This window comes from Pseudomonas sp. 478 (assembly GCF_003254125.1).
Taxonomy (GTDB): Bacteria; Pseudomonadota; Gammaproteobacteria; order Pseudomonadales; family Pseudomonadaceae; genus Aquipseudomonas.
Map to the genome: position 1 here is coordinate 163,080 of NZ_QKZG01000007.1, position 13,263 is coordinate 176,342.

10 protein-coding genes and 1 other RNA gene are annotated in these 13,263 nt (G+C 59.4%); 2 read left to right on the plus strand and 9 right to left on the minus strand.

Translation table 11 applies throughout. The features are described from left to right. Window positions 1-157: 157 nt before the first annotated feature. The 4 genes from recR to dnaX all read right to left on the minus strand — a co-directional run bounded on the left by recR (window position 158) and on the right by dnaX (window position 4,615). Entirely contained in the window at window positions 158-760 is a 603-nt protein-coding gene (gene recR / locus DFS28_RS16315) for a recombination mediator RecR (RefSeq protein WP_111450615.1), read from the minus strand. A 65-nt stretch (window positions 761-825) separates the two neighbouring features. Beyond that, window positions 826-1,860, minus strand: a complete 1,035-nt coding sequence (locus DFS28_RS16320; RefSeq protein ID WP_111450616.1) for an NADP-dependent oxidoreductase — start codon at window positions 1,858-1,860, stop codon at window positions 826-828. Window positions 1,861-2,124: 264 nt separating this feature from the next. Next, window positions 2,125-2,463: a YbaB/EbfC family nucleoid-associated protein gene (locus DFS28_RS16325; RefSeq protein ID WP_008028561.1), complete on the minus strand. Its 339-nt coding sequence runs from the start codon at window positions 2,461-2,463 to the stop codon at window positions 2,125-2,127. Window positions 2,464-2,530: 67 nt separating this feature from the next. Continuing rightward, the gene (dnaX, locus tag DFS28_RS16330) at window positions 2,531-4,615 is read right to left on the minus strand and encodes a DNA polymerase III subunit gamma/tau (RefSeq protein ID WP_111450617.1); all 2,085 of its coding nucleotides are present in this window, start codon (window positions 4,613-4,615) and stop codon (window positions 2,531-2,533) included. 143 nt (window positions 4,616-4,758) lie between these two features. Here dnaX and DFS28_RS16335 point away from each other — a divergent pair, with 143 nt between their 5' ends. Continuing rightward, complete coding sequence (locus DFS28_RS16335) at window positions 4,759-5,508, plus strand: ABC transporter substrate-binding protein (RefSeq protein ID WP_111450618.1); 750 nt, start codon at window positions 4,759-4,761, stop codon at window positions 5,506-5,508. Window positions 5,509-5,650: 142 nt separating this feature from the next. Here DFS28_RS16335 and DFS28_RS16340 read toward each other — a convergent pair whose 3' ends face one another. Continuing rightward, on the minus strand, window positions 5,651-7,351 hold the full coding sequence (locus tag DFS28_RS16340; protein ID WP_111450619.1) for a bifunctional diguanylate cyclase/phosphodiesterase: 1,701 nt from the start codon (window positions 7,349-7,351) through the stop codon (window positions 5,651-5,653). 283 nt (window positions 7,352-7,634) lie between these two features. Here DFS28_RS16340 and DFS28_RS16345 point away from each other — a divergent pair, with 283 nt between their 5' ends. Further along, window positions 7,635-7,949 (plus strand): helix-turn-helix domain-containing protein, encoded by a 315-nt coding sequence (locus DFS28_RS16345; protein WP_008146799.1) that lies wholly within the window; start codon window positions 7,635-7,637, stop codon window positions 7,947-7,949. A 182-nt stretch (window positions 7,950-8,131) separates the two neighbouring features. Here DFS28_RS16345 and ffs read toward each other — a convergent pair. From ffs to zipA, 4 genes are all read right to left on the minus strand, one after another. After that, window positions 8,132-8,228: signal recognition particle sRNA small type (ffs, locus tag DFS28_RS16350), an RNA gene on the minus strand. Window positions 8,229-8,374: 146 nt separating this feature from the next. After that, the gene (locus DFS28_RS16355; protein ID WP_111450620.1) at window positions 8,375-9,541 is read right to left on the minus strand and encodes a putative zinc-binding metallopeptidase; all 1,167 of its coding nucleotides are present in this window, start codon (window positions 9,539-9,541) and stop codon (window positions 8,375-8,377) included. Window positions 9,542-9,771: 230 nt separating this feature from the next. Continuing rightward, the gene (gene ligA / locus DFS28_RS16360; RefSeq protein WP_111450621.1) at window positions 9,772-12,129 is read right to left on the minus strand and encodes an NAD-dependent DNA ligase LigA; all 2,358 of its coding nucleotides are present in this window, start codon (window positions 12,127-12,129) and stop codon (window positions 9,772-9,774) included. A gap of 183 nt (window positions 12,130-12,312) precedes the next feature. Next, the gene (gene zipA, locus DFS28_RS16365; RefSeq protein WP_111450622.1) at window positions 12,313-13,167 is read right to left on the minus strand and encodes a cell division protein ZipA; all 855 of its coding nucleotides are present in this window, start codon (window positions 13,165-13,167) and stop codon (window positions 12,313-12,315) included. Window positions 13,168-13,263: the final 96 nt, after the last annotated feature.

Consider the following 13,263-nt stretch of genomic DNA (forward strand, 5'->3'; position numbering starts at 1 on the left):
AAGTTAACCGAGCGCTTGCTTGGTTTTCAACAGGATTGTGTGAATCAGGGAGACCGAAGCGCGCCCTTCGCGAGCAAGCCCGCTCCCACAGGGGTTTTGTGAACACCACAAATCCAATGTGGAAGCGAGCCTGCTCGCGATGGCGTCAATTCAGACACTACAAAACGATCGGCTTACGCCCGGCAAACGAATGCGCCAACGTCCCGCCATCCACCAATTCCAGCTCGCCACCCAATGGCACACCGTGGGCAATGCGCGAGGCGATCAGGCCTTTGTTGTTGAGCAACTGGGCAATGTAATGCGCTGTCGCCTCACCCTCCACGGTCGGGTTGGTCGCCAGAATGACTTCAGTGAACGTGCCCGCCTCTTCGATCCGCGCCAGCAGTTGCGGAATACCGATGGCCTCAGGCCCGAGTCCGTCGAGTGGCGACAGATGGCCCTTGAGCACAAAGTAGCGACCACGGAAGCCGGTCTGCTCCACCGCGTAGACGTCCATCGGCCCTTCCACCACGCAGAGCAAGGTGTCGTCGCGACGGGTATCGGCGCATTGCGGGCAGAGGTCGTCTTCGGTCAGCGTGCGGCACAACCGGCAGTGACCCACCCCTTCCATGGCCTGGCTCAGTGCCGAGGCCAATCGTGAGCCGCCGCTGCGATCACGCTCGAGCAGCTGCAACGCCATGCGTTGGGCAGTTTTCTGACCCACACCTGGCAAAATTCGCAGGGCGTCGATCAGTTGGCGAATCAAAGGGCTGAAGCTCATGGGGAAAAGTCCGACAAAACAACGAGACGCGGTTTATACCCGCGCCTCTGTTTAGCGTCAATTACTCAGTCCTGGGCGACCCGCACGACCAGTTTGCCGAAGTTGCGCCCTTCCAGCAGACCGATGAACGCTTCAGGTGCCTGCTCCAGGCCATCGACCACGTCTTCGCGGAACTTCACCTTGCCGTCGCGCACCCACGGCGCCATGGCGCTGACGAATTCCGGCTGACGATCACCGTAGTCGTCGAACACGATGAAACCCTGGATTCGCACGCGCTTGGTCAGCAGCGTGCGCTGCAATTGCGGCAGTCGATCCGGGCCGGCGGGAGCTTCGCGAGCGTTGTAGGACGCGATCAGACCGCAGAGTGGAATTCGCGCCTTGGGATTGAGCAGCGGCAGCACGGCATCGAACACCTTGCCGCCGACGTTTTCGTAATAGATGTCGATGCCCTCGGAGCACGCCTTGGCCAATTCATCGGCGAAATTCGGGCTCTTGTGGTCGATGCAGGCATCAAAACCCAACTCATCGACCACATAACGGCACTTGTCCACGCCACCGGCCACGCCGACCACGCGCAAGCCCTTGATCTTCGCTACCTGACCGACCACCGACCCCACCGCGCCGGATGCAGCCGCCACCACCAGGGTTTCGCCGGCCTTGGGCTGGCCGATGTCCATCAGGCCCATATACGCGGTCATGCCGGGCATGCCCAACACGCCCAGCGCCATTGACGGGCTCGGCAGCCCGGACGGTACCGGAATAATGTCGCGACCATCGCTGAGGCTGTGGCTCTGCCAACCGGTAGAACCGACCACCAGATCACCTTCCTGAAACTTCGGATTCAGCGAGCGCTCGACCCGGCTGACAGCGCCACCGGTCATCACCTCACCGATCTCAACCGGTGCGGCGTAGGACGGCGCGTCGCTCATGCGTCCGCGCATGTAGGGATCGAGTGACAGGTAAAGGGTCTTGAGCAGCACCTGACCGTCGGCCAGGTCCGGCAGTGCAACGCGCTCCAGGCGAAAATTCTCCGGCGTCGGCGCGCCTGCCGGGCGGGACGCCAGGACGATACGTTGGTTGAGGGTCAATGCTTGTGGCATGTGAGCGTCTCCTTTGATCGATGAATTTGGCGGTATAGGGAGCAGACCTTAATGGCGATAGCGCGTTCGATGTTTCTGGTCAGATCGTTCCCACGCTCTGCGTGGGAATGCAGCCCGGGACGCTCCGCGTCCCAAAGCGGACGCAGAGCGTCCATTGAGGCATTCCCACGCAGAGCATGGGAACGATCAGTGTGTGCCAGAAACAAAAATGCCAGGCGCGATGCCTGGCATTTTTTTGTAGCCCATCCGAAGCGCTTTGGCGAATCAGAATGGCAGTTTCATACCCGGTGGCAGTTGCATGCCAGCGGTCATGCCGGACATTTTGTCCTGGCTGTTGGCTTCGATCTTGCGCACGGCATCGTTGACGGCGGCGGCGAACACGGCCTCCAGCATCTCTTTGTCGTCTTCGCTCAAGCCTTCGACCAGGCTTGGATCGATGGTCACGCGCTTGACGTCGTGACGACCGGTCATCACCACGGTGACCATATCGCCACCGGCTTTACCGGTGACTTCGGCGTTGGCCAGTTCTTCCTGCATCTTGGCCATTTTTTCCTGCATCTGCTGTGCCTGCTTCATCAGGCCGGCCATGCCACCTTTCATCATGGGAATCACCTCAAAAGTACTTGGATAAATACAGCGCCCGGCCCTTTCGGCCGAACACCTTCAGTTATTAGCCCTGAGTGACCAGGGTCTCGACAGGTTCAATAGTATCGTTACGGACCACCGCACCGAACTGCTGCATCATTTGCTGGATGAACGGATCACCGTGGATCGACTCTTCGGCCTCGCGCTGACGGTTCGCACGGCGGCGGGATGCAGCCTGGGCCGGGGTTTCCTGCTCGGGCTTGATCAGCTCCATGCGCAGGGTCAGCGTCCGCCCGTGAAACTGGTTCAACGCATCGTTCAGCCGACGCTGTTGAGTCGCGTTGAACAACGCGCTGTGGGCCGGGTCCAGGTGCATCAGCCAATTGTCACCCTCGACGGCGATCAGCGTGCAGTTGGCGGCGATGCTGCCGGTCATGCCGGAGATCGGCAGTTTCGGGAACAACTCCAGCCATTGCGCCGCCAAACCGGTGGCCGGCATGGCGGCCGGTTCAGGTTCGGCTTCCGGTGCTGGCTCGGCGGTGTGCTCGCTGGCCAGTTCGTCGAGGTAGCTGTAGGCCGATTCGATATCTGGCTCGATGTAGTCCTCGTCCAGCGGCGGCTCGTCGTCCAGGTCCATGCCCGGCGTCGCGGCATCGACGTCGGCTACCGACGGCTCCGGAATCGGCGCAGCGGCCCACTCCGGCGCATCAGGGACCACGCTGTCTGGCGTTGGCATAGGCATCGGCGCCAATTCGGGTTGCTCGCTGGCAGTTTCCAGCACCGGTTCGACAGCAGGTTGCTGAACGACTTCGGGTTCTATCGGATCGTTCCAGGGCAGATCGACAACGACTTCGACCGCTGCTGCTTCAACGACAGGCTCAGGCGCAACGACGGGCGCGACCGGCTCAGGCTCGGGCGCTTGCACTGGAGCAACCACCGTCGCAACCGGCACAGGCGCAACGGGTGCAACTGCCGCAGCGACTACTGGCGCAACAACGGGCGCGGCAGCCACTGAATTTGCGGAATCAACTGTGGCCTGGCTGATCCCCACTGTCTTTAGCGGTTGCCTCGGCGCGTCCGTGGTGTCTGCCGGGCGGAACGCGAGCATTCGCAGCAGGACCATTTCGAAACCACCGCGCGGGTCTGGCGCCAGCGGCAAGTCGCGGCGACCGATCAGGCCCATCTGGTAATAGAACTGCACGTCTTCGGCCGGTAAGGCCTGGGCCAGTGCCAGCACCCGGTCACGGTCGCCATGACCGTTGTCGACGCCTTCAGGCAGGGCCTGGGCGATGGCGACACGGTGCAGCACGTTGAGAATTTCCGAGAGCACACCGTTCCAGTCCGGGCCTTGTTCAGCCAAATGACGGACGGCTTCGAGCAAGGCCTTGGCGTCGCCTTCGATCAGCGCATGCAGCACGTCGTAGACCTGACCGTGATCGAGCGTGCCGAGCATCGCCCGCACGTCGGCAGCCATGACTTTGCCTTCACCGAAGGCAATCGCCTGGTCGGTCAGGCTCATGGCGTCGCGCATCGAACCGTCGGCAGCACGGCCCAGTAGCCACAGTGCGTCGTCTTCGAACGGCACGTTCTCGACACCCAGCACGTGGGTCAAATGCTCGACCACACGCTCCGGCGTCATGTTCTTCAGAGAGAACTGCAGGCACCGCGAAAGAATCGTTGCAGGAAGTTTCTGCGGATCGGTGGTCGCCAGGATGAACTTGACGTAGGGCGGCGGCTCTTCAAGGGTTTTCAACAGCGCATTGAAGGAATGGCTGGAGAGCATGTGCACTTCGTCGATCAGGTAGACCTTGAAGCGCCCACGGCTCGGCGCGTACTGCACGTTGTCGAGCAGTTCGCGGGTGTCTTCGACCTTGGTACGGCTCGCGGCGTCGATCTCGATCAGGTCGACAAAACGACCTTCATCGATCTCGCGGCATACCGAGCACTCGCCGCAAGGCGTTGAAGTGATACCTGTTTCACAGTTCAGGCACTTGGCGATGATCCGCGCGATGGTGGTCTTGCCGACCCCGCGGGTACCGGTAAACAGATAGGCGTGGTGCAGCCGCTGGCTGTCCAAGGCATTGATCAGAGCCTTGAGCACATGGGTCTGGCCGACCATTTCGCGGAACGAGCGCGGACGCCATTTACGTGCAAGAACCTGATAACTCATCGAAAACCGTCGCAACGAAGGAACAGAAGCAGCTAATGCTATCGGAGCAAGACCAAAATTGCATCCGGTGCGCTCGTCTAATCTGGCTAAGATGGTCTTTGGGGGCTTTTATCGGCTCGGGTTTTATCAGCACCGGAGCGTTTATGCGGCTGGCCTTGGGGGCACTGCTGTTGATCAGCCTGAATGTCGCTGGCGCCGAGCCGCCATTGCGCTTCGTGGTGCCCGACAGTTGGGCGATGCCGATGGTGCAACTGGACCGCGGCCACCCCACCCAAGGCATCCTGCACGACGTGATGGTCAGCCTCGCGACCCAGGTCGGTGTGCCGGCCGAATTTCACGTGCTGCCTCGCACACGGGTGCAAAACGCCATGGAACATGGCGAGGTCGATATCCGCTGCTATGCGGCGCAGTCCTGGCAGCCGAATCAGTCCGGGGACTACATCTGGAGCATTCCACTGTGGTTTCAGCGCGACATGCTGATCAGCCGGCCAGATCCGCTGACCTCAGTGATACTTGCGGACTTGTCGCGACAACCCATCGGCACGGTACTCGGCTACAGCTACCCGCCCCTGCAACCGCTGTTTGACGCCGACCGACTGCATCGCGAAGACGCGCGCAATCAGGAGCAGGTGCTGGAAAAACTGCTGGCCGGACGCTATCACTACGCCGTAAGCAATCAATGGACGCTGGATTGGTTCAATCAGCGCCTGCTGCCTGGCCAACAACTGCAAGGCGTGGCGGTTTTGCAGGAACAGAGTGTCGGTTGTTATGTGCGCAATGATCCCAAGGTGCCCGTGCAGCGCATTTTGCGCACCTTGGTGCGAATGAAAATGTCTGGGGAAATCGACGACATCATTCGGCTCTATATAGGTTCCGAGCCAAGCACACCCTAAGCGATTCCTCTGATCAACACCGGCCCCATGTGGGAGCGAGCCTGCTCGCGATAGCGGTATGTCAGTCCCCATCAATGTTGAATGTCAGACCGCTATCGCGAGCAGGCTCGCTCCCACATGGGGCCGGTGTTGATCACAAACTTCAGCCTGCTTGATCCAGCGCCTGCCATTGCACTGGCGCGACAAATCCCGCAACCCAACCCGGTACTTCTGCGGACGGCATCGGCCGGGCAATGAAACAGCCTTGAGCAACTTCGCAGCCCAGGCTCAGCAGCAATTCACCGTGCTCGATACTTTCCAGCCCTTCGGCGATCACCTGCCGGCCAAAGGCCCGAGCCAAGCCAATGACCGCCATGGTCAGGGCCAGATCATCACGATCATTAATGATGTCGCGCACGAACGACTTGTCGATCTTGATGGTTTGGGTTTGCAATCGCTTGAGGTTGCTCAGGGACGAATAACCGGTGCCAAAGCCCCCCAGTGAAAACTGCACCCCCAGCGCCTGACAGGCCTGTAAACAGGCGCTGACGTGCCGAATATTCTCAATCGCCACCGACTCGACGATTTCCAGATCGAGCATCTGCGGAGCCACCTGGGCATGCCGGGCGAGCACGTGTTTGAGCCGGCCGACAAAATCCGCGCGCTGGAAATGTCGTGCCGCAATATTAATGCTGACTGGCCAGCCCAGCCCCGCTTGCTGCCAATGGTGCAACTGCGACAGGACCTGATCCATTACCCACTCACCGATATCGATGATCAGGTCCGTTTCTTCCACCAGCGGAAAAAACTCCCGGGCCGGCATCATGCCGTGTTGCGGATGCTCCCAACGCAACAACGCCTCGAAGCCGACAACCTCCCCGCGACGCATGTTCACCTTGGGCTGGAAATGCACACGCAATTCACCGGCAGCCAGCGCCTGGCGCACTCGTTCGACCGTCTGGTGAGTGGCCTTGACCTCCTGATCCCGGGACACGTCGAACACATGAAAGCGATTGCGACCGCGTTGTTTCGCCACGTACATGGCCTGATCGGCATGACGCAGCAGGGTTTCGGCATCTTCATTGTCGAGGGGGAACAGGGTGACGCCGATACTGGCAAACACATTGACGCCCTTGCCATGCAGCGAGTACGGCGCCGAAATAGCGCCGAGCACCCGGTTCAACGCCGCACGCAGTTCCGGCAGATCCCGCACGTATCGCAACACCAGCACAAACTCGTCACCGGCCAGCCGCGCCACCACATCTTCGCCGCGAACAATGGTGCGCAAACGCTTGGCCACCTCGACCAATAGCTGATCGCCACTGGCATGCCCGTAGCCATCATTGACCGCTTTGAAGCCGTCAAGATCGAGCATGCACACCGCCAGCGGGATGTTTTCGTGACGGGAGAACTCCAGCGCCTGATCCAGCAAATCCGAGAGGAACGCGCGATTTGGTAGCCCGGTCAGCACGTCATGCCCCACCCGCCATTGCAGTGAATGCAGCAATTGGTGTTTTTCGCTGATGTCGAAACGAATCGAAAGGTAACGATCAACCCGCCCGGTAGCGTCATCGAGCACCGGCACCATGGTGCTGTCGACCCAATACAGGCTGCCGTCCTTGGCGCGATTGCAAATCTCGCCTTTCCAGACCTTGCCCAAGGCGATGGTGCGCCACATAGCCGCGAAGAAATCGGTGGAGTGCAGACCCGAGTTGAGGAGACGATGGTTCTGCCCGAGCAGTTCTTCGCGGCTATAGCCGGACACGGTACAGAACTGATCGTTGACGTGGGTGATCCGGCCGCTCAGATCAGTCTCGGAAAAAATCGCGGCGGCATCCACGGCCCTGCGGTATTTCTCATCCATGAGTCAGGCTCGCTGTGGCTAGCGGTGATACCGCTCGACCAGTGCAGGATGCCCGGAAGAGATGTTTTTATAGGTAATGCGCAGCAACACGTTATCACTCCATGAACAGCGGTTGATGGCCTCCTGACAGCTGAGATCAACTAACCTTAAAGGCCGCAAATACCCATTTTGAGCGGCGATTCTACGAAACGCATCACATTTTGCAAAGCAAGGTGATGGATCATGCAGTTGTCTAATGCAAAAATCTATCGTTAAGTTCTTGATTCTAAATGGGAATTAAGCGATGCAAATTTCAAGTTTGGGTGCGGCCATTCGGCGCTACCGCAAGGTCGCTGGGCTTACTCAGGCTGAACTCGGTGAAAAAACCGGTTTTGACCCCAAAACCATCAGCCGCTTCGAAACCGGCACCTACACCCCCAGCGTGGAAGCCTTGTTCCTGTTTGCCGATGTGTTGGGTGTAAAGCTGAAAGCCTTTTTCGCAGATTTAGGCGATGAAGATGAACAGCGGGCGTATCTGTTCGGTGTCATACATAAAGCCACCCCGAAGGATCTGGGAAAGCTAATTGCAGCGGTTGACCAGGCCTTGTCCAAGCCTTAGAGCCAGAAATAAAAAAGGAGGCCGAGCTGTCGCATTCGACAGCTCGGCCTCCTTTTATGTGTTCGCCCTGAAAACCGGAAACGAAAAAACACCACCTGGACAAGATCCCTGGCAGAGCAACACGTATGTAATTTTTTAGACAGATAACGAGAGAGAGGACTCGCGGTGCGTTATGGAGGCAACCCCACCAGCCACACCCCGGCACACAATGTTCCCGCTGTGGCTGCTTCCTTCCGGATCTGACCAGGTTCACGGGTAATCGTTGCGGGGGGACCGATGGGATCACCATAACGACGTTCACCTGACGGCGAACGGCGCCATTGTACCTATCTGAGACGAAGTTACAACCGTTCGATCCAGATTAAAAATATGAATCAGGTCAAGGACATGCACAGGGAGCGAAATACCACTGTCCATAGCAGTTGCTACAAGTCCTGCAACACCTCATCCGCCCGGCCGCCCTCTTGCTGGATCACCAGGTGGATGAAGTGCAGCTTGGCGATTACTGCCGGCGGCAGGACGAACGGATAGAAATCCGGCTGCCCCATGCTGCGCGACAACTCATTCAGCATGCCGGCCAGTTCGATCCACGCATTGACGAACGACAGGAACGCCTCGCCGCCGGGATGCTGTGGATCGTAGAGGGTGCTTGGGGGAAACGGCTGATAGTCGAAGTCCATCTCCCGGGCACTCATTCCGAACCCCAACGCCGTATCCACTGCATCCATCATGTGCAAGTAGTGAGCCCAGGTTTCGGCCCAATCCTCCCACGGGTGCATGGTCGCGTAGGCGCTGACGTAATGTTGCTGCCAGTCAAGCGGTGCGCCTTGCTCGTAATGCCGTTCGAGAGCGTCGGAGTAGCTGGCGCGTTCGTCGCCGAACAGGCCGCGGAACGGCTCCAGCCATTGGCTGTTGGCGACCAACCGATCCCAGTAGTAATGCCCGACCTCATGCCGAAAATGCCCGAGCAATGTGCGATAAGGTTCGTGCATCTGCACCCGAATCTGCTCGCGATGAGCGTCGTCGGCTTCCTTGATATCGAGGGTGATCAAACCGTTGGCGTGACCAGTAGTTGGTGGCTTGCCTTCAAGGTCGACACCAATGAAATCGAAAGCCAGCCCCGTCGCTTCATTCACGGTTTTTGGAATCACCTGCAAACCCAGGCTGACCAACTGTGCGACCAGTCGCCGCTTGGCTGTTTCGACCTTGCGCCAGCGTTCGTGGTTTTCGGCAATCGACAGGTCGGGGATGGTGTGGTTCAGGCTACAGGCGATGCATAACGCATCGTGGTCATTGGCGGGCAACAGCCAATTGCACGCGGCCGGGGAATCGAGGTTGGCGCAGCGGCGAAAGACACCCGCTTCGGGATCGGCGTCGAGCAACCAGGTATCAGCCTGCACGCCGGGCTGCAGCGACGACAGGCGGCTCTGCTCCGGCTGATAACCCAACGCCGCGGAACACGCCAGGCACTGGCTGTTGCGAAAAAACAGCGACTGCCCGCAACGGCACTGCCAGACCTTGCTGTTGCGCGAGCTTTCGCCGATGAAGGGCGTGGCGATGCGCGCACTGAGCTGTTCGAAGAAGCGGTACATGACGATCTCTCCCTGAGGCTTGCCAAGACTAGATCATTCCCGCGCCTTGATCGTTCCCGCGATCAACACTCCTGTGTGCATTGCTTTTGTGGCGAGGGGATTTATCCCCGTTGGGTTGCGAAGCAACCCCAGATCAGGCGACCCCGGATTAATCAGGTATACCGCGTGCGCCGAGTTTGCGACGACTGCGTCGCCGAACGGGGATAAATCCCCTCACCACAGGTTCAGTGTCAGACCGGGATGCCGTTCTTCTTCAGGAACTCGACAAACGCCTCTTCATCCAGAACCTTCAATCCCAGCTCATTAGCCTTCGTCAACTTGGAACCTGCACCCGGCCCGGCCACCACGCAATGAGTCTTGGCCGACACCGAGCCCGCCACCTTGGCACCGAGGCTTTCAAGTTTGTCCTTGGCGATGTCGCGGCTCATCAACTCCAGCGAACCGGTCAGCACCCAGGTCTGCCCGGCCAGCGGCAAGCCTTCAACGACTTTCTTCTCGCTCTGCCAGTGCATGCCGAAATCGCGCAGCTGTTTCTCGGCGGCTTCGGCAATCTGGCGATTTTGCGCAACCGCAAAGAACTCCCGAACCGAAGTGGCCTGTTTTTCCGGCAGCGCCTGGCGCATATCCAGCCAGTCGGCGCTGAAAACACCTTCAAGCGAACCAAACTTGTCCGCCAGCTTCTGCGCCCCACCCGGCCCGACCGAAGGGATGTGCAGCTTGTCGAGGAAACCACCCAGCGTAGTGCTGGCGGCAAACTCGGCGCCCAGTTCACCCTGATCCTGAATTTGCATGCCGTGCTTGAGCAGATCCTTGATCACCTGCTGGTTATGCGCATCTTCGAAGAAGCTGTGAATCTCATGAGCCACTTCCAGGCCCACGTCCGGCAAGTACGTGAGCACTTGCGGCAAGGCTTGCTGAACCCGCTCCAGCGAGCCGAGAGAACGCGCCAGCACCTTGGCCGTCTCTTCGCCGACATCGGGAATCCCGAGAGCGTAGATGAAGCGCGCCAGGCTCGGTTGCTTGCTGTCTTCGATGGCGCTGAGCAAGTTCTTGCTCGACAACTCGGCAAAGCCTTCCAGATCGACAATCTGTTCGAACGTCAGCGCGTACAAATCAGCCGGCGAATTCACCAGCCCTTCGTCCACCAGTTGCTCGACGCTCTTCTCGCCCAGGCCTTCGATGTCCATGGCGCGACGGGAGACGAAGTGAATGATGGCCTGCTTGAGTTGCGCACCGCAGGCCAGACGACCGACGCAGCGGTACACCGCGCCTTCGCTGACGGTCTCACGACCTTTACTGCGTTTGACCAGTTGCGTGCGCTCGACATGCGAGCCGCAGACCGGGCATTTCTCGGGAATCTGTACCGGCCGAGCGTTGTCCGGACGGCGCTCGATGACCACTTGCACCACCTGCGGAATGACATCGCCAGCGCGGCGAATGATTACCGTATCGCCAATCATCAGGCCCAGACGCGCCACTTCGTCCATGTTGTGCAATGTCGCGTTGGCCACAGTCACACCGGCGACCTTGACCGGTTTCAAGCGCGCCACCGGCGTCACTGCACCGGTACGACCGACCTGGAATTCCACATCGAGCAATTCAGTGAGTTCTTCCATCGCCGGGAATTTGTGCGCGATCGCCCAGCGCGGTTCACGAGCACGAAAGCCCAGCTCACGCTGAGAGGCAATGCTGTTGACCTTGAACACCACGCCGTCGATTTCGTAGGGCAGCGAATTTCGGCGCTCACCGATGTCGCGGTAGTAATCCAGGCATTCAGCAATGCCGTGAGCCAGTTTCAACTCATGACTGATCGGCATGCCCCAAGCCTTGAGCTGCTTGAGATTGCCGATGTGCGTATCAGCAATATCGGCCGAAATCTGGCCGATGCCGTAGCAGCAAAATTCCAACGGACGGTTGGCGGTGATCTTCGAATCGAGCTGGCGCAAACTGCCCGCCGCCGCGTTGCGCGGGTTGGCGAAGGTCTTGCCGCCGACTTCCAGCTGCGTGGCGTTGAGGCGTTCGAAACCGGCCTTGGACATGAACACTTCGCCGCGTACTTCCAGGGTCGCTGGCCAGCCCGTACCGTGCAACTTGAGCGGAATGTTGCGCACGGTACGGACGTTGACGCTGATGTCTTCGCCAGTGGTGCCGTCGCCGCGAGTCGCGCCGCGCACCAGCACGCCGTCCAGATACAACAAGCTGACCGCCAGGCCATCGAGTTTGGGTTCACAACTGTATTCCACCGCCGCGCCGCTGCCGAACAAGTCGCCAACCGGCAGGTCGAGACCTTCGGTTACCCGGCGATCGAACTCGCGCATGTCGGTTTCTTCGAAGGCGTTGCCGAGGCTGAGCATCGGCACTTCGTGACGCACCTGTGTGAACGCCGACAGCGCCGCACTGCCGACGCGCTGGGTTGGCGAGTCGCTGGTGATCAGTTCGGGATGGGCCGCTTCGAGGGCCTTGAGTTCGTGGAACAACCGATCGTATTCGGCATCCGGAATGCTCGGCTCGTCCAGCACGTGGTAGCGATAGTTGTGCTGATCGAGTTCAGCGCGCAGCTCTAGAATGCGGTTTTTGGCGGCGGTCATGGGTGTTCTCTCATAAAGCAAAAGAGCAGCCGAGGCTGCTCAATCTGTTAGTGCGGCACAAACTCATTGTAGGAGCACGGCTTGCCGGCGATGGCGTCCTTGAGATCGTCATCGCGAGCAAGCTCGGCTCCTACAGGGTTTGGTGATCCTGTAGGAGCTGGCACAGCTTGCGATGTTTTGACCTTAGCGTTTCTGGGTCAGGGCGCGACGTTCGAATTCAACGATGCGCTGACGGTAATGCTCAATCGTCTGGGCAGTCAGTACGCTGCGCTGATCGTCTTTCAGTTCGCCGTTCAACTCCTGGGACAGTTTGCGCGCCGCAGCCACCATCACGTCGAAGGCTTGCTTCGGATGACGCGGGCCTGGCAGACCGAGGAAGAAGCTCACTGCCGGTGTGCTGAAGTGGTCGATGTCGTCCAGATCGAAGACGCCCGGCTTGACCGCATTGGCCATCGAGAACAGGACTTCGCCATTGCCGGCCATGCTTTCGTGGCGGTGGAAGATGTCCATCTCGCCAAAACGCAGACCGCTTTCCAGAATGTTCTGCAACAGCGCCGGGCCTTTGAAGCCGGCGGCATCGCGGCAGATCACGCTGATCACCAGCACTTCTTCGGCTTGCGGTTGTTCTTTGTCGCTGGCCGAACTCGAAGCCTTGGTGTCGTCCGGGAAATCGTCGTCCCGGCTGCTGAAGCTCGGGCCGCCGTCCAGATCCAGACTCAGGTTCATGTCGCCTTGCGAAGGCTCGCCATGGCCACGCTTGCCGCGCTTGGAACCCGACTCACGCGGCTCACGAGCAGGCATGCTCACCGACGGCAGATCGTGCTCGTCCAGTTGCGGCTCTTTATGCGTATCCAGCACACGGGGCGGGCCCAACAGCTCAGCGCTGGTGTCCTCGTCCGGTAAATTGGACAAACTTCGGTCGAGACGGAATTTCAGTTTCCCCTTGCCGCCGCGCATGCGACGCCAGCCATCAAAAAGAATACCGGCAATGACAATAATGCCGATGACGATCAGCCACTCGCGCAGACCGATTTCCATGTAATCCCGTGCCTCTATAAAAAATGCTGAAAAATAAGAGGTTTACAACTCGTAAACCGCTTTAAAACGTGGCGCCAACTCTATGTTCTGACAGGC

Coding starts and splice junctions, on each gene's coding strand:
- recR (WP_111450615.1), bottom strand. CDS start 760: ATGAGCTTCAGCCCTTTGATTCGCCAACTGATCGACGCCCTGCGAATT.
- DFS28_RS16320 (WP_111450616.1), bottom strand. CDS start 1,860: ATGCCACAAGCATTGACCCTCAACCAACGTATCGTCCTGGCGTCCCGC.
- DFS28_RS16325 (WP_008028561.1), bottom strand. CDS start 2,463: ATGATGAAAGGTGGCATGGCCGGCCTGATGAAGCAGGCACAGCAGATG.
- dnaX (WP_111450617.1), bottom strand. CDS start 4,615: ATGAGTTATCAGGTTCTTGCACGTAAATGGCGTCCGCGCTCGTTCCGC.
- DFS28_RS16335 (WP_111450618.1), top strand. CDS start 4,759: ATGCGGCTGGCCTTGGGGGCACTGCTGTTGATCAGCCTGAATGTCGCT.
- DFS28_RS16340 (WP_111450619.1), bottom strand. CDS start 7,351: ATGGATGAGAAATACCGCAGGGCCGTGGATGCCGCCGCGATTTTTTCC.
- DFS28_RS16345 (WP_008146799.1), top strand. CDS start 7,635: ATGCAAATTTCAAGTTTGGGTGCGGCCATTCGGCGCTACCGCAAGGTC.
- DFS28_RS16355 (WP_111450620.1), bottom strand. CDS start 9,541: ATGTACCGCTTCTTCGAACAGCTCAGTGCGCGCATCGCCACGCCCTTC.
- ligA (WP_111450621.1), bottom strand. CDS start 12,129: ATGACCGCCGCCAAAAACCGCATTCTAGAGCTGCGCGCTGAACTCGAT.
- zipA (WP_111450622.1), bottom strand. CDS start 13,167: ATGGAAATCGGTCTGCGCGAGTGGCTGATCGTCATCGGCATTATTGTC.